General features: G+C 35.0%; 15 protein-coding genes. 8 read left to right on the forward strand and 7 right to left on the reverse strand.

Going from position 1 to position 21,731, the window contains the following annotated elements:
* The first annotated feature begins 4 nt into the window (after positions 1 to 4).
* From pth to purH, 3 genes are read left to right on the forward strand one after another with little or no spacing between them, the layout of a single operon-like run.
* Positions 5 to 589 (forward strand): aminoacyl-tRNA hydrolase, encoded by a 585-nt coding sequence (gene pth / locus JJQ98_RS04580; RefSeq protein ID WP_054198483.1) that lies wholly within the window; start codon positions 5 to 7, stop codon positions 587 to 589.
* On the forward strand, positions 589 to 1,656 hold the full coding sequence (locus JJQ98_RS04585; protein WP_065826509.1) for an LptF/LptG family permease: 1,068 nt from the start codon (positions 589 to 591) through the stop codon (positions 1,654 to 1,656). The genes pth and JJQ98_RS04585 overlap by 1 nt, the downstream gene beginning before the upstream one ends.
* Positions 1,657 to 1,676: 20 nt before the next feature.
* Positions 1,677 to 3,209, forward strand: a complete 1,533-nt coding sequence (purH, locus tag JJQ98_RS04590; RefSeq protein ID WP_151104772.1) for a bifunctional phosphoribosylaminoimidazolecarboxamide formyltransferase/IMP cyclohydrolase — start codon at positions 1,677 to 1,679, stop codon at positions 3,207 to 3,209.
* On the opposite strand, the gene JJQ98_RS04595 is transcribed toward purH, so the two are convergent.
* From JJQ98_RS04595 to secA, 3 genes are read right to left on the reverse strand one after another with little or no spacing between them, the layout of a single operon-like run.
* A complete protein-coding gene (locus JJQ98_RS04595; protein WP_210670780.1) occupies positions 3,181 to 4,053 on the reverse strand; it encodes a radical SAM/SPASM domain-containing protein in 873 nt (290 codons plus the stop codon). The genes purH and JJQ98_RS04595 overlap by 29 nt on opposite strands.
* A 2-nt stretch (positions 4,054 to 4,055) precedes the next feature.
* The gene (locus JJQ98_RS04600; RefSeq protein ID WP_151104770.1) at positions 4,056 to 5,291 is read right to left on the reverse strand and encodes an ABC transporter permease; all 1,236 of its coding nucleotides are present in this window, start codon (positions 5,289 to 5,291) and stop codon (positions 4,056 to 4,058) included.
* Positions 5,288 to 7,852 (reverse strand): preprotein translocase subunit SecA, encoded by a 2,565-nt coding sequence (secA, locus tag JJQ98_RS04605; protein ID WP_104719378.1) that lies wholly within the window; start codon positions 7,850 to 7,852, stop codon positions 5,288 to 5,290. The genes JJQ98_RS04600 and secA overlap by 4 nt, the downstream gene beginning before the upstream one ends.
* 119 nt (positions 7,853 to 7,971) lie before the next feature.
* On the opposite strand from secA, the gene hemE reads away from it, so the two are divergent.
* The 3 genes from hemE to kcuS all read left to right on the forward strand — a co-directional run bounded on the left by hemE (position 7,972) and on the right by kcuS (position 11,608).
* Complete coding sequence (hemE, locus tag JJQ98_RS04610; protein WP_151104769.1) at positions 7,972 to 8,991, forward strand: uroporphyrinogen decarboxylase; 1,020 nt, start codon at positions 7,972 to 7,974, stop codon at positions 8,989 to 8,991.
* A gap of 236 nt (positions 8,992 to 9,227) precedes the next feature.
* The gene (locus tag JJQ98_RS04615; RefSeq protein ID WP_151104768.1) at positions 9,228 to 11,405 is read left to right on the forward strand and encodes a carbon starvation CstA family protein; all 2,178 of its coding nucleotides are present in this window, start codon (positions 9,228 to 9,230) and stop codon (positions 11,403 to 11,405) included.
* Complete coding sequence (gene kcuS / locus JJQ98_RS04620) at positions 11,402 to 11,608, forward strand: KCU-star family selenoprotein (RefSeq protein ID WP_005022896.1); 207 nt, start codon at positions 11,402 to 11,404, stop codon at positions 11,606 to 11,608. Before JJQ98_RS04615 ends, kcuS begins: the two co-directional genes overlap by 4 nt.
* A 44-nt stretch (positions 11,609 to 11,652) precedes the next feature.
* Here kcuS and JJQ98_RS04625 read toward each other — a convergent pair whose 3' ends face one another.
* Genes JJQ98_RS04625 through JJQ98_RS04635 form a run of 3 tightly spaced genes read right to left on the reverse strand, consistent with a single transcriptional unit; the run spans position 11,653 to position 17,092 of the window.
* The gene (locus JJQ98_RS04625; RefSeq protein ID WP_005022901.1) at positions 11,653 to 12,912 is read right to left on the reverse strand and encodes a TolC family protein; all 1,260 of its coding nucleotides are present in this window, start codon (positions 12,910 to 12,912) and stop codon (positions 11,653 to 11,655) included.
* Entirely contained in the window at positions 12,902 to 16,027 is a 3,126-nt protein-coding gene (locus JJQ98_RS04630) for an efflux RND transporter permease subunit (protein WP_151104767.1), read from the reverse strand. The genes JJQ98_RS04625 and JJQ98_RS04630 overlap by 11 nt, the downstream gene beginning before the upstream one ends.
* Complete coding sequence (locus JJQ98_RS04635; protein WP_151104766.1) at positions 16,028 to 17,092, reverse strand: efflux RND transporter periplasmic adaptor subunit; 1,065 nt, start codon at positions 17,090 to 17,092, stop codon at positions 16,028 to 16,030.
* 133 nt (positions 17,093 to 17,225) lie between these two features.
* Here JJQ98_RS04635 and JJQ98_RS04640 point away from each other — a divergent pair, with 133 nt between their 5' ends.
* On the forward strand, positions 17,226 to 19,229 hold the full coding sequence (locus JJQ98_RS04640; protein ID WP_151104765.1) for an STT3 domain-containing protein: 2,004 nt from the start codon (positions 17,226 to 17,228) through the stop codon (positions 19,227 to 19,229).
* Positions 19,230 to 19,239: 10 nt separating this feature from the next.
* The gene (gene moaC, locus JJQ98_RS04645) at positions 19,240 to 19,710 is read left to right on the forward strand and encodes a cyclic pyranopterin monophosphate synthase MoaC (protein ID WP_151104764.1); all 471 of its coding nucleotides are present in this window, start codon (positions 19,240 to 19,242) and stop codon (positions 19,708 to 19,710) included.
* Positions 19,711 to 19,761: 51 nt separating this feature from the next.
* Here moaC and JJQ98_RS04650 read toward each other — a convergent pair whose 3' ends face one another.
* Positions 19,762 to 21,150, reverse strand: a complete 1,389-nt coding sequence (locus JJQ98_RS04650) for a pentapeptide repeat-containing protein (protein ID WP_210670783.1) — start codon at positions 21,148 to 21,150, stop codon at positions 19,762 to 19,764.
* Positions 21,151 to 21,731 lie beyond the last annotated feature (581 nt).

The raw sequence follows: 21,731 nt of genomic DNA on the forward strand, positions 1-21,731 counted from the left end.
TAAAATGTTTTTGATTGTAGGGTTAGGAAATATAGGGGATAAATACAAAAATAATCGACATAATATCGGATTTAGAGTTGTAGATGCTCTAATTTCCAACCTTAATGCAATCAAGCAATCTGATAAAAATTTTGAAGGGGAACTCTATAAGTCTTCCCAAATTTTACTTCTTAAACCTTCTACTTATATGAATTTATCTGGAAAATCTGTTAGTGCTGTCAAAAACTTTTATAAAATCAAAGATATGCTTGTGATTCATGATGAGCTTGATTTGCCATTTGGTGTAATCAAATTTAAATTTGGCGGAGGAAGTGGAGGGCATAATGGATTGAAATCTATCGATAATTTATGTGGCAATGAATACTATCGTATGCGTTATGGGATTGGTAAGCCCTCTGCCAAAGAACAAGTGATTGATTGGGTTTTGGGGGATTTTAGCAAAGAAGAAGAAAACGATAATATAGAGCTGATTGAATATTGCATGAGAGTGGCTTTGGAAATTGCAAAGTTGCAGAATCCAGATGAATTATCTAGCAAAATTTCAAGCCTTTATACATTAAATCTCAAAAGAGAGACAAAAGAAAAATAATGAGTTTGTTTGCACGATATATCGGAGGTTTGTATCTTAAATATTTGTTTGTTTTATTTGTTTCTTTGGAATGTTTTTTTGTTGCAATTGATTTGGTAAAATACCTTGATGAATTGCCAAATTCTGCAAATTTGGTGGTTTTGCTGGTATTTTATGATTTTATTTATGCAAGTAATTTTATTTTGCCTCTTTCTTTGATTTTGGCTCAAATTGTATTGGTTATTTCTATGCTTAGAAATTCTCAATTTACAGCCTTTTTGGCACTTGGGTATTCAAAATCTAGAATCTTTTTGCCTATTTTTTCTATTGCGTTTTTGATTTCAAGTGCATTTGTGTTGTTGAATGCTACACCTTTTGCTTACGCAAAGGAAAAGGTTGATTTGATTGTAGAGAGAGGTTATTTGGGAAGTTATAAAAGTGATTTATTTATCAAATACGATAATAATTATATTTATTTTGCTAAGATTTTTCCTTTGTTACAGAGTGCAGAAGGGATTCAAGTATTTGAGGTAGAAGATGAAGAGGTTTTGCGAATTATAGAGGCACCAAAGGCAACTTTTAATGAGGGGGAATGGATTTTGGAGAATGCAAAAATTACGACAATCCAACCCCAACTTGAAGTTGGCAAGAATCCTCTTTGGGTGGAGGAACAGAAAGTTTATAAAACACTAGTGGGCTTTAAACCAAAAATATTGGATAATATTTATGAAAAACAAGGGAGCATTTCTATTGTTGATGCTTTTGAGGCAATGAATCTTTTAGAGGGGCAAAATATTAATACGCAAAAATTGCGAGCTTCCTTGTATGTTTTGCTGCTTTTTCCATTTTTTGCACCTTTGATGATGGTTTGTTTATCGGGCTTTACTCCAAATTCAAATCGCTATGCTAATTTAGGAGGTATTACTTTGGGAATGATTTTGGGAATCTTGGTAGTTTGGGGCATATTATTTAGTTTTTCTAGGCTCTCTATGAGTGGATTTTTGCAACCAGAATTTAGCGTTATTATGCCTATTGGAATATTGGCTTTGATAAGTGCTTGGCTATTTGTGCGTTTGCTTAAGGCTTAAAATTTAAAAAAGGAGATAAAATGACAGCACTTTTGAGTGTAAGTGATAAGACTAATATTGTGGAATTTGCTAGGGGGCTTATAGAGCTTGGTTATGAGATTTTATCTACGGGTGGCACATTAAAAACGCTTAGAGAGGAAGGAATAAGGGCAATAGAAGTGAGTGAATACACACAAAGCCCAGAAATGTTTGATGGGAGAGTGAAAACTCTACACCCTAAGATTCATGGGGGTATTTTGCATCGCCGTAAGAATTTAGATGATTTGCAAAAAGCCAAAGAATTTGGTATTAGGGATATTTCTTTGGTGTGTGTGAATCTTTATCCTTTTAAAGAAACAATCGCAAGAACAGATGATTTTGATGAGATTGTAGAAAATATTGATATTGGTGGTCCTTCAATGGTGAGGGCAGCAGCAAAGAACTTTGAATCAGTTTTGATTGTAACTAACCCTAATGATTATATGCGGGTTTTAGAGGCTCTAAAAAACAATCAAAATACAATAGAATTTCGCCAAACAATGATGATTAAGGCATTTGAGCATACAGCAAATTATGATTGTATGATTGCAAATTATATGAATGGGCGTTTTAATGGAGGATTTGGAGAGCAGCATTTTATAGCGGGGAAAATTGTAAAGCCCACTAGATATGGCGAGAATCCTCACCAAAAAGGTGCGTATTATGAGTTTGGGGATTTTTATTCAAATAATTTTAAAACTCTAAAGGGCGAGATTAGTTTTAATAATCTAACTGATATTAATAATGCAGTGAAAATTGCTTCAAGCTTTGGAGAGCAACCTTGTGTTTGTATTGTAAAACATGCAAACCCATGTGGATTTGCAATCAAAAACAATGTTTTAGAATCATATATCGAGGCTTTAAAGTGCGATAATGTTTCTGCTTATGGTGGAGTTGTGGCAGTAAATGGAGAAGTAGATATTGAGTTGGCACAAGAAATTAATAAAATTTTTATTGAAGTTTTAGTGGCACCAAGTATTACAAGTGAGGCGTTAAAGGTTTTTGAAAATAAGAAAAAAATTAAAATTTTTGTATGTGGTGGCAAAGTGTTGAAGTTTCCAAGAGATATGCAGGATTTTAGGCATATTGAGGGTGGCTTTGTTTTGCAAGATAGTGATAAGGTGCAAGAAGACGAAGTGAGAAATGCAAAATGCGTGAGTAATAAAAAGGCTACCATGGAGCAAATGCAGGATTTGGAGATTGCTTATAAAATAGCAAGTTTGGTAAAATCAAATTGTGTGGTTTATGTGAAAAATAGTGCAATGGTGGCTGTTGGAATGGGAATGACAAGTCGTGTAGATGCTACAAAGGCAGCTTTAAGAAAAGCAGAAGAAATGGGCTTGGATTTGAAAGGAAGTGTATTGGCTAGTGAGGCGTTTTTTCCTTTTAAAGATAGCATAGAGGAGGCACATAAAGTGGGAGTGAGTGCGGTAATAGAGCCGGGTGGAAGTATTCGCGATGATGAAGTGATTGAATGTGCTAATCAAAATGGCATAGCGTTGTATTTTACAGGGATTCGACATTTCTTGCATTAGAAAGATAAAGGGGGTAGCTACAATGCTTGCAAAGTTCCTCTGCTAATACCCCTTTTTGAAAATTTTTGAGTAGCATTTTGTAGCGTTGGGTGTTATAGATTTCTTCTAGCGATTGTTTGAAAATATTTCCTAATTTTATTTCCCCTTTGGTATCAAAACAACAAGGCACAATATCGCCATTGTTTAAAATTCCTAATTGTTTGCTTCCTCCATAGCAAAAGCCTTGTGTATAGGAGTTTGTAGAATCTATATTTGGCCATTCAAAAAAGGGCTGTTGTATGAGATGGATTTTATAAGATAGGCGGGTTTTAGGTATTTTAAGAGGGGTATTAAAATATTGCGTTAAAAGCTGATAAATGGGTTGATTGATAGAGGGGGGATTGAAATTTTTATCGAGATTCCATAAACGAAGATTGATAAATTTCTGACTTTTTAGAATCTGATGCTTGGAACAAAGCAAGAATACATTCTCTAAATACTGTTCTAAATTCTGATAATTTTTTTGATAAAGAACGCTGGTTAAAGAAATATTGATTTGATGAATGCTAGGGTGTTTTAAAAGAAGGGTAATGTTGGTTGGGTTTAGATAAAATCCGCTAGTAGTAATGTCGAGTTTGATATTGTGAGCTGTTGCGATATTGAGATAATCTAGCAAATTGTCCAAAGTTAGTGGATCTCCCAAAATATGCAGAGCGCATAAATGGGTATGTGAGGTGATTTTTTGGCATATTGTGGAGAAATTTTCTGTGTCGATGATATTTTTTGGAAGTTTTTGCGGTGTGCAAAAGGAGCAAGAAAGTCCGCAAGTATTTGTAACTTCAATAAAAATTTTATTAAATTTCATTATTATTCATTTCGCAAAACTTCCAATGGGTTAATTTGTGTGGCTTTTTTGGCGGGATAGTATGAGGATAAAAAAACAATCATAAAAGAACCAATCAAAATGGCAAGCAAATCATTGAGTGATAATTCTAAAGGAAGTTTAGAGCTACCATACACATCAGCAGGCAATGAAATAATAGGGAAGTTAGCAAGCACAAAAAGAATGATAGCCGCTAAAACACTTCCACAGATAATTCCACTAATGCCGATAAAGTTTCCTAAATAGAGGAAGGTTTTTTTGATTTCTTTTGGACTAGCCCCCATAGTCAATAAAAGTGCAATTTCTCGGCGTCTATTCATCACAGTCATCAAAAGAGAGCTAATAATATTCAAAGAAGCGACTAAAATAATGAGCATTAAAACAATAAAAAGCGCGCGTTTTTCTAATGCAAGTGCGGCAAAGAAATTACCATTTTGCTCCCACCAGCCAATTATTCGCATTTGGGGATAAGATTCTTGAAGTGCAAGAATATCTTTTTGAGGATTGCTAGAGTAGATGTGGATTCCATCATAGGTGTTTTTTGGCATATTTTTGATGATTTGCATTGCTTCAAGAGAGGTGTAGATATAGCCTTTGTCATAAGCAATTAATCCTGAATGAAAAAAGCCATTGACATTAAAGCGTTTAATGGTTGGACTTAAATTAGTAGCATTTGGAGTAATGTGGGTGAAAATGAGAAGCAAATTAGAATTGTATTTTAATCCATAGAGATTTTGCAGACTTTCTCCGATGATTATATCAAAGGTGTTTGGCGTATAAGTTTGATTGTTTTGGATATAGAAATTTTGCATTTGTTGGTAAGCTTGATGAAAAACAGGATTAATCTGTGATTCAAGTGTAAAATCTACTCCAAAAACCATTGCGCCTTCCATGCGATTTCCCATTTTAGAAATGGCTTGAGTTTGGATAAAAGGGCTAAATTTGAGGTGTGGGAAGTTTTTTTGCAAATCTTCTAAAATTGTTTTATCTAATTTTTCAAAAGTTTCTGAAATCATTGTGAGAGGATAGTTCATAATAAAAAGTTTGCGTTCAAATTCTTTGTCAAATCCATTCATTAGTGCCATAGCAACGATTAAAACCATAACACCAATGCAAACCCCCAAAAAAGCCAAAATAGCAGTAATAGAAATGAAGGGTTGGTGCTTATTAAAACGCAGATAGCGGCGGATTAAAAAAGGAATGATTCCTTTGTGTGTCATTTTGCAAAGATACCTTTTTTGGGACCGCTCATACCACAACAATTTTTATATTTTTTTCCACTTCCACAAGGGCAGGGTTCATTTCTAACGGGCTTTTTTTTGATAAGGGAAGTGTTTTGATGATTAGTATGTGCATTTTTATTTACTTCATTGAGTCTTAAGCGGGTTAATCTAGCTTCCTCTTCATTTTCTTGTGTAGCATTTTTTAGTTGCACCTTGTGTAGCATTTTAATGGCGGTGTATTTGATTTGCTCTACAAGCTCTAAGAAAAGATTGTAACTTTCTTTTTTGTATTCCACAAGAGGATCTTTTTGATTGTATCCTCTAAGACCAATCCCGGTTTTTAGATTATCCATTATATAAAGATGATCTCTCCAAAGATTATCTAGTGTTTGTAAATAAACGAGCTTTTCTATCTCAATGCGAGTGGGTTTATCAAGTATGGACATTTTTTCTTCATAACTTTTTGTGAGAATTTCATCAATATAGCTTTCAAATTCATTTTTTTCTTTATAGGAATCTTTGAGAGCTTGTTTGTCTAAACTTATATTGAAATCTTCTGCAGCCATAGCACATAGAGATTCTAAGTCATCTCCATCATTAAATACTTCAGCCTTTTGCAAGAGCATAGTAATGCAATCGTGGCGATTTTCAATGATGCGATGAGAAATATCTTGATTAGGGTTTAATAATTCATCTCTTAAGCGATAAATAGCCTTCCTTTGTTCGTTGGCAACATCATCATATTCTAATAGATGCTTTCTTGCTTCAAAGTGCATATTTTCGACTTTCTTTTGGGCATTTTCTACAGAGCGGGTTACAAGCTTGGATTCTATATGTTCTCCCTCATCAAGTCCCAGTTTATCCATGATGTTTTTGATTTTGTCGCTTCCAAAGATTCTTAATAAAGGATCTTCTAAGCTTAAATAAAATTGACTAGTTCCGGGATCACCTTGTCTTCCACTTCTTCCTCTTAATTGATTATCGATTCTGCGAGATTCGTGTCTTTCAGTACCAATGATATATAATCCGCCTAATTGCCTTACTTCATCATTGATTTTAATATCCACTCCGCGTCCAGCCATATTTGTAGCAATGGTTACAGCACCTTTATTGCCTGCATCTTTGATGATTTCTGCTTCTTGTGCGTGATGTTTGGCATTAAGAACAGAATGCGGAATCCTTTGTGATTTTAATAGTTCGTGGATTTTTTCACTTTTTTCAATAGAGGCAGTTCCTACAAGAATAGGCTGTCCTTTTTTGTGGAGTTCTACGATTTTTTCTACTAAGGCTTTAAATTTTTCTTTTTCGGTTTTATAGATTAAGTCGTTTAAGTCTTTTCTTTGAATGGGAAGATTAGTCGGGATTGATACAACTTCCAAATTGTAAATTTGTAAGAATTCGCTTGCTTCTGTTTGGGCTGTTCCCGTCATTCCTGCGAGTTTATCATAAAGTCTAAAATAGTTTTGATAAGTAATATCTGCTAGCGTTTGGGATTCTTCTTTGATTTTGACACCCTCTTTGGCTTCTAAGGCTTGGTGCAATCCTTCACTAAATCGCCTTCCTTCGCTTAATCTCCCTGTAAATTCATCAACAATAACCACTTCTCCATCACGCAAAACATAATCTTTATCTTTTTTGAAGAGATTATTTGCCTTTAGGGCTTGATCTAAATGGTGGGCTAAAATTGCATTTTCAATGCTATATAAATTGTCAATGTTAAAAAGCTTTTCGGCATGGCTGATACCTTCTTCGGTTAGCAAAATAACACGATTCTTTTCATCAATAGTATAATCTTTTTCTTCTTTGAGTTTGAGGGCTACTTCATTAGCAATTTTGTAGTTTTCTAATACTTTATTTGCAGGACCTGAAATAATAAGCGGAGTTCTTGCTTCATCAATCAAAATAGAATCCACTTCATCAACGATTGCAAAATGATGATTTTTTTGCACTTTTTGATTGTAATCGTATTTCATATTGTCACGCAAATAATCAAAACCAAATTCGTTATTTGTCCCATACACAATATCACAAGAATATTGAGCTAATCTATTGGAATCATCATAATTTCCGCCAATAATAATTCCTACACTATAACCCAAAAATTCATACAAAGGACGCATAGTTTCAGCATCTCTTTGGGCAAGATAATCATTGACTGTAACGATATGCACTCCCTTTCCTAGCATTGCATTGAGGCAAACAGGTAGAGTTGCGACAAGAGTTTTTCCTTCACCGGTTTTCATTTCGGCAATTTTCCCCTCATGTAGGGCAATTCCACCAATGAGTTGCACATCAAAATGACGCATTCCAAGCACTCTTTTGCTTGCTTCTCGTGTGATGGCAAAAGAATGTGGAAGAGCTTTTATTAGAGCGCTTTCTGGATTCTTAGCTTCTTGAACTTGTTGCTTAATAGAATTAAAGACTTTTTGAAGATTCTCATCGCTTAAGGCTTGATATTTGGCTTCAAGAGCGTTAATTTTTTTAATTTCTTTTTTGTAGTGACCAATTAGGCGATCATTTTTATTTCTAAAGATTTTTTTGACAAAATTTACTAGCATTCTTTAAGCCTTAAAATATAAAGTTTTAAAAAAGATTAGCGAATTTTAGCATAAATGCTATTTTACTTAGATAAAATGTCGCAAATATTTTAAAAAATAGAAAATTACAAGGAAAGAGAATGCTTTTTGTGGATGCATGTTTTGGTAAAAAAACCCCCTATACGCCAGTATGGTTTATGAGGCAAGCAGGGAGATATTTGCAAGAATATAGGGAAGTTAGGGCGCAAGCAGGGGATTTTTTGTCCCTTTGTAAGAATCCTAAGTTGGCTTCAGAAGTTACTTTGCAACCAGTTGATATTTTGGATGTTGATGCAGCGATACTTTTTAGCGATATTTTGGTAGTTCCTATGGAAATGGGAATGGAGCTTGGATTTTTTGCAGGAGAAGGACCTAAATTTGCAAAGAGGATAGAAACACAAAATGATTTAAAAGGCTTAAGGGAAGATTCGCATAAATCCCTTCAATATGTCTATGATACAATCTCTCTGACAAGGGAAAAATTACACAAAGATAAAGCATTGATTGGTTTTTGTGGAGCACCTTGGACTTTGGCAACTTATATGGTGGAGGGTGAAGGGAGTAAAACTTATCAACAAACTAAGAAAATTCTTTATAGCAATCCAGCTTTTTTGCATTCATTGTTAGAACTGATTGCACATAATTTGGAGAATTATTTAGAAGAGCAAATCAAAGCAGGGGTAAATGCAGTGATGATTTTTGATTCTTGGGCTACTGCTTTGGAAGAAGAGGCGTATTTGGAATTTGGATTTGCCTATTGCAAAAAGATTGCTTCAAAGATTAAGGCAAAATATCCACACATTCCAGTAATATTGTTTCCCAAAGGAATTTCGGGTTATTTAGATAGGATTGATGGGGAATTTGATGTTTTTGGGGTAGATTGGAGCACTCCATTGAGAATTGCTAAAGAGAAATTAGGCAAAAAATATGTGTTACAAGGGAATTTGGAGCCTTGTAGAATCTATGATGAAGATTCAATGATTAAAGGGGCTAAAGAGATTTTGGATTTAATGCAAGGAGAGAGACATATTTTTAATTTAGGGCATGGAATGCTTCCAGATTTACCGCGTGAAAATGCTATCAAGCTTGTAAAATTCATCCATGATTATAGTAGCAAATAAGTAAATATTTTCTTTATAGAATACACCAACCACAACTAACAAGCCTTAGAGATATAATTAGGGGGAAGGGCTTGTGGAGTATGGATAATGTGCAATATTCATCTAAAATATTTCAAAAAGTAACTCAAAATTATAAAATATCCTTATAAAATAAAGTAGAAAAGTTAATTTCTTGGATAAATGATTTATAATGTGAAGTAATCCATTTGGTAATGCTTAAAGAGAAGGAGGTTATTTTGAATAAGTGGCTTATTCATTTGTTGTGGATAGTGGTGGCCTTTATAGGTGCATATTGTTTTGGAGTGCTTGCGCTTCATACAGGAGAGAGTATTAGTGCGATTTGGATCGTCGTAGCGGCAGTGTGTATCTATGCTATTGCCTATCGCTATTATTCCAAATACATCGCATACAAGGTCTTAGGACTTGATGACAATCGCGCCACTCCAGCAGTGGCTAATAATGACGGGCATGATTTCGTGCCTACCAACAAAATCGTGCTTTTTGGGCATCACTTCGCTGCTATCGCTGGAGCTGGTCCTCTTGTAGGTCCTATCCTTGCAGCACAAATGGGATATCTGCCCAGTATGATTTGGATTGTCGTGGGCGTGGTGCTCGCGGGTGCAGTGCATGATTTTACCGTGCTTTTTATCTCTATGCGTAGAGATGGTAAAAGTCTAGGAGAGATTATCAAACTTGAGCTTGGCAAAGGCGTGGGAAGTATCGCAATGCTTGGGATACTAGGCATTATGATGCTTATCATCGCTATTTTGGCACTTGTGGTGGTCAATGCCCTTGCAGAATCTCCTTGGGGGCTTTTCACGATTGCGATGACTATTCCTATTGCGATTTATATGGGGATTCATATGCGGTTTTTGCGTCCGGGTAAGATCGGGGAGGCGAGTATCATTGGCTTTGTGCTTTTGATTTTGGCGTTGTATTATGGGCGTGCTGTGGCAGAGAGTGAGACACTCGCACCACTTTTTACGCTAAGCCCTGTTACGCTTACTTATGTGATGATTGGCTATGGCTTTGTGGCAGCGATTTTGCCAGTGTGGTTTTTGCTCGCACCTAGGGATTATTTGAGTACATTCTTAAAAATCGGTGTGATTGTGCTTATGGCAGCTGGAATCCTCATCGTCGCACCTGATGTGCAGTTTGAGAGTGTAACGAAATTTATCGATGGTAGCGGACCTGTATTTAGCGGTAAGCTCTTTCCATTTTTGTTTATAACCATCGCTTGTGGTGCGATAAGCGGATTCCATGCGCTTATCTCAAGTGGCACGACACCCAAAATGCTGGAGCGTGAATCTCATGCTCAAATGGTAGGTTATGGCTCGATGCTTATGGAATCTGCAGTGGCGATTATGGCACTTATCGCAGCAGTGATCCTCACGCCGGGCTTGTATTTTTCTGTCAATGTCGCACCTGCTGCACTAGGAACAGCGGCATTTTATGAAGGTGGTGTGCTAAAAGATGCAATTGGTGCAGCACAAGCAGCGGCACAGACGATTAGCTCTTGGGGATTTGTCATCACACCTGAGCAGATTCTAAACACAGCTAATGAGATTGGCGAAAATAGTATTTTGAGTAAAACCGGTGGTGCGCCTACCTTTGCTATTGGGTTAGCGACTATCATTTCACAGGTGCCGCTATTCTCACAAGGCTCGATCGCATTTTGGTATCATTTTGCGATTTTGTTTGAAGCATTATTCATACTTACAGCTGTCGATGCGGGGACTAGAGCGGGGCGATTTATGGTGCAAGATGTGCTAGGTAATGTGTATAAACCATTTGGCAATATCCACTCGATTTTTTATGGAATCTTGGCGACTTTGCTATGTGTGATTGGCTGGGGCTATATCCTTTATCAAGGTGTTACCGATCCACAAGGTGGGGTAAAATCACTTTGGACACTCTTTGGGGTATCTAACCAAATGCTAGCGGGTATGGCTCTGCTCACTGTGATTGTGGTGCTTTTCAAAATGGGCAAAGGCAAACAAGCGTGGATCGCAATTTTGCCTGCTGTTTGGGTACTTGTAAGCACATTGTATGCGGGGATTTTAAAACTACTTCCTGCCAATGGCGATAAACTTCATGATTCTGTAAGCCATATTGCTACATGGCAAAATAACAAAGCAGCCGCCGCTTCTAAACTTGCCGAGGCAGCAGCACAAACAGATCCTCAAATTATTGCAAATCTCACAGCACAAGCAGAAAAATTAAGCTTAATTGCAAGCAATAACTTATTGAATGCTATCTTGTGTGGATTTTTTATGTTTGTTACATTCTTAATCCTTGTGCAATGTGTAAGAATATGTTTAAAATGCGTGAATGGAGAACCAACTATACCACTTGCCGAAACTCCTTATGTAAAAGCAAGTGATTTTGATAACAAAGTCGCTACGCATCAATGATATTTTCTAAATTTTGGAGAGAGGTGCGGAGAATCTATCAACGCTCTGATAGATTCTTGCACTTGCTTGTAGGTATGCCAAGCTATGATAAGTATTTGGAGCATATGCACAAAAATCACCCCGATAAAATTCCCAAAAGCCAAAAAGAATTTTTCAAAGAGGCAATGGAAAGTAAATATGGGGCTGGAAGAACCAAATGCTGATAAGAAGGCAATCATAAGGTTTATGAATACAAAACTTCTTTAAGCTAATAATTAACCTGCTGTGTTTGCGTGATTCTTTCAATTTCTGCTAATGCTTGTAAGATTGCATAGCGGTTTAGGACAACATTGCTTCTTGCTTGGGTTAAGAGATATTCTGCGTCTAAAAAATCACTGGTGCTTTGAATCCTTTCTTTGTATCTATTTTGTGAGATACGATAGTTCTCTTCTGCTTGATTAAGTGCGGTAAGAGCGACTTTGTAGGCATTTAGCGAGAGATTATAAGTTTCTAATGCTTCAAAAAGTTGCAAATCAAGCTCTTCAATCAAATCTATTCTTTGACTTTCAAAGGATAGCTTATTAACCTTTGTGGATTCTAAGGTGTATTTATCGCTAAAACCATTGAATAAATTGAGATTGACTTGTAGGGTCAAAGTTGTTTCATCAGAATAAGAATTTGCCCTTTTGGAGAGTTTATAGTCTTCTCCATAATAAGTATAATCGCCTATAATATCGACATTGGGCAAAAAATTTCCTTTGGCACTTTGTATGAGATATTCTTTGCTTTTGATAATAGAATCCAAATAAAGCAATTCAGAGCGTTTTTGGTGCATAAGTGTTCGGAGTTTTTGCTCTTCTAAAAGAGGTCTATGCAAGGCAAGTTCTATTAGATTTTCAGCCGAAATCTTTGTCCTTGTGTAACGCTCGAGATTTCTTATGTAGTAGGCTAGGTTGCTTTTGGCACTAAGTAGAGATTGAATAGCATTGTTGAGATTAACTTCAACCTCTAGCAAGTCATTTTTGGGTATTAAGCCAACTTTGTAGAATTCTGCACTCTCTCTTCTTTGTTCTTCCAAAAGTGCTTTAGATTGTTCGGCAACTATTACATTTTGTTTTTGACGCAAGATATTAATATAAGCTGTTTTTACAAGCAAAATAATATCTTCTTTGGTGGATTGCAATTGATGTTCTTGGGCTTTGGTGAGTGATTTGTAACTAGCAAGATTAAAATAATCGCTCATACCATTAAAAAGATTGTATTGTATATTTGCACCTATGTTTCCGGAAGTTTTTTTGCTTCTTTGGGAAGAGATTCTATTGGTTCTATCTGTGGAATAAACCGCATTAAGTGAAGGGTAAAATGGGCTTTGGTAGGTTTTTTGAATGTATTGACTTTCTTGGAGTAAAAATTCTTGTTCTTTAATGGTGTGATTTGCATTTAAGGTTAGATTGATTGCCTCTTGCAAACTAAGTGTATAGCCAAAGCCCAAAGTTAATGATAATGTAATAAAATATTTACGCAGCATTTTTTACCTCTTTTTTGATGAAAAATGATAAGAGACAAGGGATTAGAAAAATGGTTAAAAAAGTTGATAATCCTAATCCCCCTAAAATAACCGCCCCAAGCCCACGATAAATTTCACTTCCAGCTCCGGGTGCTATGACAAGTGGCAACATACCAAAAAGAGAAGTGAGTGTGCTCATATAAATAGGGCGGATTCTTACTTCTACGGCATTGATGATAGCATTATGATAATCCATTCTATACAAACGAATATTGTGTAATGATTGATAAACAATCAAAATAGCATTATTTACCACCGTTCCTACTAAAATAATAAATCCCAACATTGTAAGAACATCAAGGGGTTGATCTGTCAAAAGGGTATCAACTAGCCACAGCCCCAAAACTCCTCCTCCAACAGCCAAAGGAATGGTGAAAAGGATAATTAAAGGGTAGATAAAATCCTCATATAAAGCAGCCATTAAAAGATAAGTGATAAAAATTGCTAAGATAAATCCGCCTTGCAAGGCAGTGCGAATCTTGGTAAGCTGGTCAGCAGTCCCACTTAATGTGATTTTGTTTTCTCCCAAAGCTCCACTGCTTTTTAATTTTTCTAGGATTTCACCCTCTATTTTTTCCATTGCTTCTTGGATAGTAATATCTTTTGGGGGATTGACTTGCAAAGAGATTGTCCTATCTCTTTCTAAATGGCGGATTTCATTGATTCCATATTCGAGTTTTTGGATAGCTAGGGAAGAGATAGGCAAAATCCCTCCATCTGGGGTATAAATAGAGGCAAAATAAAGTTCTTCTGGGGAGGTAATTTGAGATTCTTGAGCTTTTAAAATCAAGTCAATTTTTTCCCTTCCTTCTTCTTTGTATTCGGAGATTTTTCGCCCATCCATTAGCACATCAACAGCGATTCCAAAGCTTTTTGCATCTAATCCCACCGCTTTTAGCCGTTCTGCATTGGGGTATAAGTTGAGTTCTGGATAAAGCATTTCTAAGCTTGGGCGAGGGGAGATTTGCACTCCATTGCCAAAGGTTTCAAAGATGATGCGTTGGAGTTCTAATGCAGTAACGATAATTTTCTCTAAATCCTGCCCGCTAACATCTACATCTATGCTTCTTCCTTGCCCTCCGCGTCTTTCAAAAATGCCTTGTTGGGAAGAGTTGCCTGTGATTCCGGGTATTTTGGAAATACATTCCTTAGCAAGCGGGATTAACTCACTTGCGCGAGTGTCTTGCGTGGAACGCATACCAAATTGCATAGCAGTTTCACTTCCTAGATAAAACATATTGTCAATTGGGGGTAGAGTAGAGCTTCCATTATAGCCATTAGAGGCAAAGTATGGGCTAAGACAAGTAAAGATTTCTTCACCGATTTTTTTGCGTTCATTATAAGAAAGCCCCGGTGGGGGATTAAGAGAGCTAAAAACAAAATTTTGATTGCCTTGTGGGAGGTATTCCATTTTGGGGAATAAAAAATAACTAAAAGCAATAGATATGCAAGTTAGGCTAGTAATAGTTAGAATCTTGTTTTTGGTGTTTTGCATAGAAAGTTGGACAAAATACATTATCCACTGGACGCAAAGATTCCCTAAATCTACCATTTTTTGTGAAATTTTTGAGAAAATGGGAATGGGTTTGATTTTGAGATTTGGAGTGATTTTATGGACTTGGTAGCTAAGAGTTGGAATAACAATCAAAGAAACAAACAAAGAAAGCCCAACAGCACTACTTGAAGCTAGTGCAATATCTCTAAAGAGTTGCCCCGCTTCTTCTTGCATATTGATAATAGGGATAAAGATTGCCACAGTGGTTAAAACCGAAGCAATAAGCCCCCCGATGACTTCTGTTGTGCCATCTTTTACAGCTTGTATTGGAGATTTTTTCATTTTTAAATGTCTGTCAATGTTTTCTAAAACGACAATTGCAGAATCCACAAGCATACCCACTGCAAAGGAAATACCTGCTAATGAAACTACATTTAGCGTTCTATCAAGTCCTGCCATAATAATGAAAGTTCCAAACACGCTAAGAGGCATAGAAACTGCAATAATTAGCGTAGAAGTCAGTGAGCGTAAAAAAATAAATAAAATCCCACAAGCCAAAAATGCACCAACAATAATATTGCCTTTGACCAAATCAATAGCTTGCGTAATATAGCCTCTTTGATCATTAACCCATTCTAATTTTAAACCCTCTTTTTTGAGGATTCCTTCATTTAATTCTTGGAATACAAGCTCTACCTTATCGGTTAATTCAAGCACATTGGCATCAGCAGTTGGCTTGATGAAAATATTGAGTGCTTCTTGACCATTATAAGTAGAAGCAGTGGTTTTATTTTCAAATCCTTCCTTAACTTGTGCAATATCTTTGATTTTTACTCGTTTTACTCCATCGCTCCAAATAATTGTTTCTGCTACCATTTGGGGAGTTTTGTATTCTGCGGTAGTGCGGACACGATAGGATTTTCTACCATAATTCATTGTTCCAGCAGAAATATTGATATTTTCTCTCTCAAGTGCATTAATAATAGTATCAATACTCAAATCATAAGCGGCTAATTTTTGGTAATCCAAAATAATGTGCATTTGCCTATCATCGCCGCTTGGGAAATTTACTTCTGCTACGCCCTCGATTCGTTCAAAATATTGAATCACCTTTTCATTGAAAAAAGTCCGATATTCTCGCACATTTTTGCTATCGCTCACAAGTGCCATTCGCACACTAGGGGAAGTATCATCTCCAGTGGCTCGGATAATAGGTCTATCCATATCATCAGGATAGCCTTTGACTTCATCAAGCTTATTGCTGACATCTAAGAGGGCTTCAGTGAGATTTGTGCCGATATTAAACTCTAAAGTAATATTACCTCGATTGTTTCTTGAACGAGATTCCAAAGAAATGAGATTATCAATGCCTTTTAGGACTTGTTCTTGTCTTTCGATAATTTCGCGTTCAATTTCATAAGGGGTTGCACCATCCCATGTAGTTGAGATTGAAATCACAGGACGCGTAACTTTTGGTGTAAGTTGATAGGGCATACTTAAAAGACTTAAAATTCCAAACAAAGTTACAAGAATCATACCCACAATGATAACAACAGGGCGATTAATGAGTTTTTCAATCATTTATTTTGCCTTAGAATCTTTGGGGTTTGTAGAATCTGCGGATTCTGTGATAAGCTGTCCATCTCTTAGCCGTTCATGCCCTTGAGTGATAACTTTATCTTGACTAGAGAGCTTGCTATTAAGCGGAGTGATAGAAGCATCAAAACCATTATAACCATTGACTTTGATGAAGATTTGTTTGGCTTTATTATCTTCAATAATAAAAATACAATCCCCTTTTTGGGTAGGCAAAATAGAATCTCTTGGCACCAAAAGGCTTTCTTTGGATTTAGTGATATTGAGATTAGCTCGCACTTCTAGCCCTTCGATTAATTCTCCCTTTTTGTCTTCAATAGACAGTTTAATGGGGAAAGTCCTAGCTTTTGCATCACCTAATGGAATGAGTGCTAGAATCTTGGCTGGATAGTTTTTATTGGCAATCACAACTTGCACAACTTCACCGATTTCCAAAGAACGCAAAATCTCAAAAGGCACTTCAATATTGGCTTCAAGGGGGCTAAGTTTGGCGATGTTAAAAATACTCGCTCCGCTACTCACCCATTCGCCTTGTTTGAGTAGTCTTTGCAAAATTACGCCATCATAAGGTGCAATGAGAGTTTTTTTCTTTTGCTGCGTTTTGAGGTATTCTAAATCTGCTGCAATCGAATCTGTATTGCCCTTTTGGGCTTGCAAATCAAAAAGTGCATCTTCGTATTCTTTGTAAGCAATAGAATCGCTTTGATAAAGATTTTTGTATCTTTCAAAATCTTTGGTGCTTTTTTGCAAAAGTGCTTTGGCTTGTTTGAGGAGAGAATCTTTGGCTTTGATTTCTTTTGTAAGCAAGTCATCATTGAGTTTGGCAAGAGCTTGCCCTTGCTTGACTTTATCGCCCTCATAAACATAAATTTCATCAATCACTCCAGAAACTTCAGAGGCAAGCGAAGCGCGTTCGCTAAAATAAAGTGAGCCAACATAGGTGTGATTTTGATTTAAAATTCCACTTTTGATAGGTTGTGAGACAACAAGAGTTGGATTTTGAGAAAAAGCCAATAAAGGCATAAAAAGCAAGCATAGAAATCGATACATAACAAACCTTAAAATTTGAAAATAATTCCCAAAATAGTAGCATAAATGTGTTAAGTTTTTGTGAATTGATGGCTATGGATTTTTTGCTTAGAGAAGATTTTGGATACAATTTGATAAAAAATAAGGGCATTGATTGCAAAATAAAAATTGGTTGTTGATAGCGGTATTTGTTTATTTAATAGCGATATTGTTGCGTTTTTATTATCCTTTTGTGTTGGGTGAATTTGAGGAATATTTTTATCATAATGCTTTATTGTTAAATACTAATGATGGATATTTTTATGCGCAGGGTGCAAGGGATATTTTAGCGGGGGTTAAATCCACTTTTTATTCTCCAACGCATGAGATACTTTCGCAAATAAGTGCTTTTTTGGCTTTGATTTTGCCTTTTAGCTTGGAGCAAATTATTTTTTATATGCCCGGATTTTTTGGGAGTTTGATTGTATTTTTTGTCGTTTTTGTTTCAAGGGATTTTGGAGGTATTCCGAGTTTTTTGTGTGGAATTTTAAGTGCCATTAGTGTGAGTTATTATAATCGCACCATGTTTGGGTATTATGATACAGATATGCTAGTGATTGTTTTGGCTTTTGGTGTGGGGGTTGTGATTGTAGAATTAATGCGTAAAATTAGCTTTTTTGGGCTAGTTTTGCTGATTTTATTAAGTGGGTTTGGGCTTGTTTATTATCCTTCAATGCGTTATATTTTTGTTGGGTATGTTGGGATTTTAACAATATTTGGCATTTTTGATAGAAATATTAGGATGGTTAATGGGTGTTTATTGTCGGTGCTTTTGGGATTTTTGTTGTTTTCTACCCATTTTGTTTTTTGGCTATTTTTATGTTTTTGTGGTGTAATGATAAAATTTATTCAAAGGCTTGATAGAAGAATCTTTGATTTTGTTTATTGTTTGCTTTTAGTCATCTTTTGTGGGATATTAGCCTTTAGGGTAGTGCCAGAAATTTTTGCAAGTGTTTATGTGGCACAAGATTCAAAAGAAATTGTGGGATTTGGGTATGCTTCTGTAATGGGAACAATTTCTGAAGTATCAAAAATAGATTTTTGGAATTTTGTTTATCGGATTAGCGGGAATCTTTTGTGGTTTGTTTTGGGAAGTGTGGGGATTATTCTTTTGTTTTTGAAAAAGAGGGAATTTTGGATATTTTTGCCTTTTTTGATAATGGGATTTTTTGGCTATTTTGGTGGATTGCGATTTACTTTTTATGCCGTTGTGGTTTATGCTTTGGGAATAGGGTATTTGCTGTGCTTTTTGCTAGATATTTTTAAAAGAAAAATAAAATGGGCTGTGATTTTTGGTGTTGTTTTTGTGTGTGGTAGCGTATTCCCGCATTTGTGGCATATTAAAAACTATATAATTCCCCCTATATTAGAAAATTCTGAAGCCAAAGCATTGCAAGAAATTCCTGCAAAATATGGAGATTACGCGCTTGCTTGGTGGGATTATGGCTATTTTGTGCGTTATTTTGCACGATTAAATACTTTTGTAGATGGTGGGATTCATAGTGGGAAACAAAATTATCCCATTAGTTTTGTTTTGAGTGCTAAAAACCAAAAGCAAAGTTACAATATGGCAAAGCTCACTTTTAATCACATTGAATTTGAAGATTTTGCTAAAAGTCATCAGTATTCACAAAGCAAAGCTTTAGAGGCATTAAAAGGGGACATTGATTGTGTAGGAAAAAGAAGCGAGGATTTGTATATTATTTTGCCTTTAAGAATGGTTAGAATCTTTTCTACGATAATGCAGTTTAGCCAGCCAAAAGGCGAAATAAATCAAGGTTTATTGATGGTTTCTAAAACAAAAAGCAAAGATAAAATAATATTTCAAGATAATGTATTTGTGGATATCAAAAAGGGGAAAGTTGGGATTTTGAATCAAGAGATTTCTTTGAATATTGCAAAAATGATTGATTTAAAAGATTCTAGCAAGAGTTTAGAATTTGATAAAAATAGCTCTTTGGTGGTATTAATGCTTGGTGGTGGCGATTATATTTTGTGCGATAAAGAATATTTGGAGACTTTTTATTTTCGGGGTATGTTTTTGGATAATTTAGATTCAAATTTATTTGAAAAAGTGCTAAAAAATGAGAAAATAGCGATTTATAAACTCAAACAATAAAGGAAAAAGAATGCAATTTACACATTTAGATGAAAAGAAAAATCCTACTATGGTAGATGTTTCAAACAAAGAAATGACAAATAGAGAAGCAATAGCTATGGGTAAAATTACGATGTCTAGGGAGGCATTTTTGGCTGTAATCAATGAAAATGGCAAAAAAGGGGCGGTGATTCAAACTGCAATTACTGCTGCGATTATGGGAGCAAAGAAAACTTCAGAGTTGATTCCAATGTGCCATATGATTTTTCTTAGTTCTGTAAAATGTGAGATTCAAGAAATCGAAAATGAAAATGCCTTTGTGTTGCAGGTGAGGGCAAAAAGCAATGGACAAACAGGGGTGGAAATGGAAGCATTAATGGGGGTAAATATAGGACTCTTGACGATTTATGATATGGTAAAGGCAATTGATAAAAGAATGGTGATTAGCGAAGTGTGTTTGCTAGAAAAACAAGGGGGCAAAAGCGGACATTTTGTCCGATGATTGTATGGATTTGTTGATTTTGTGCGATTCTAAAAGATTATAGTGAGAGGGTTAGCTTGGCACTATGGAGTTTTTTCTAATCGTTTTTATGAAAGAAAACAAAACAAAACCAAATACTATCGTGTAGATTCCGCCAAGAGTGCTTAGCGGGTCTAAAAGCACTCTTTTGTCTGTGAAGATTCCCATTGCTGGTATAAGAATCTTGGGTGAGATGAGTAAGATACTAATAACGATAAAATACGATACGCCTATAAAGACTTCTCTTAGATATTTTACACTTATTAGGCAAACCAAAATGACTAAATAAAAAGCTAGTATGAAAATATTAAATGCGAATGTGTATAGAGTATGAGTCTTTATAAAGGATTGTATATGTGCGTCATAAATCTCTTTTATCATATAGAGATGAGACAATATCGGTTTATATCCCAAGCAATAGTCAAAGCCTACAATCACTCCCAAACTCACTAAGCCAAAAAGCCCTATGACTAGCATTAGCGAATGAAAGCTTTTTAAAATATCTGTGTGATGATCACAAAGGTTGCGATAAAACCATAATTGCAATTTATCTACTTTATCTCTTAGTGTTTTGGTTTCTTTAGAATCTAGCTCTAGTTCTTTGCAATAGAGTTCGAATCTATGGAATTCTGAAGCGTCTAGTAAATTATTGTCTTTTATCAAAGCGTTTTTAAAAATCCTAAATGAATCTCTAAAGTCGTTTGCAAAATTATCTAAGGATTTTTGGCTTTTCTCGCTATCTTGATTATAGTCTTCATATTCTTGTTTAATTTTGGATTTCAAATCATTAAAATCAAACTTTAAATTTGCATTGACTATATTTAAATTGCCTTTGAACATAACTTGAGAAAAGTTTGGAGTCTTGTCAAATGTCACTCCATAAAAACATGCAGTTTTTTCAAACTCACATTGAAAAAAGTTTACAAAATCTTTAAAAGTAGAGTTGTTAAAATATGCATTATCTAAAAATCGAGATTCACAAAAAGTAATTTTTTGTTTTGAAATAGTATTCTGCATGTAAGCTTTCCCCTTGTATTTGCATTTTTCAAACAACGCTACAGTTTCAAAAATGGTATCACTAAACCAAATATCGCTTTCAAAAACAACATTGTAAAAATTATTTGCATATGGCGATGCTGAAAATTTAGCATTATTAAAATCAACTTTATTTTTAAATACTGAATTACGAATAAATATACATGATTCGAATTCAACATCATTAAAATTAACAACACCTTCAAATGTTATATCTTCAAACAGTATCCTTTCTGGTTCTTCTTTTTTTTGGATTACTAAAAATTTTGCTGTTGAAAAGTCGCATGTATTTTTAAAATTTACTTTAGAAAAATGCACTACTGAGGCAAATGTAGTATTCCAAAAATATACCTCATTTTCAAAGACAGCATATGAAAAATCAACCATTGCTTCAAATGTAATATTTGGAAATCTAGCTTTATCTTTAAATATTGTACCTATAAAATTTACTTCTATATAATTTGTTTCTGTTTCTTCGATTAAAAAAGAAGCTCGATTAAAAACAACCCCTTTTTCAAAAGTAGTTTCTGAAAAATCTACATGAGTTTTAAAACACACTTCATTGAAAGAAACATAGGATTTAAAGGTACTTTTTTCAAATGCTACATTCTTTTCAATACATGTTGCATTAAAAATACTATTTGAAAAATCTACCTTTTGATTAAAAGTGCATGTTATAAAACTAAGGCTATTTTTAAATGATAATCCTTTAGCATCAATGGGATCTGTAATTGAACATTCATCAAAGCACATATCTATATCATTCTCTTTTAAAAAAATAATTTTTTTAATACGGCTTTTTTTGATATGTAACTTTTCTACACCTTTTTTCTGTAGGATATTAAATTTAATTATTTCTATATGGAAACCAGTTATATCTATATTTTTCTCATCTATATTTTTCTCATCTATATTTTTCTCATCTATATTTTTCTCATCTATATTTTTCTCATCTATATTTTTCTCAT

The sequence above is a fragment of the Helicobacter pullorum NCTC 12824 genome, assembly GCF_017979475.1.
GTDB classification, from domain to species: Bacteria; Campylobacterota; Campylobacteria; order Campylobacterales; family Helicobacteraceae; genus Helicobacter_D; species Helicobacter_D pullorum.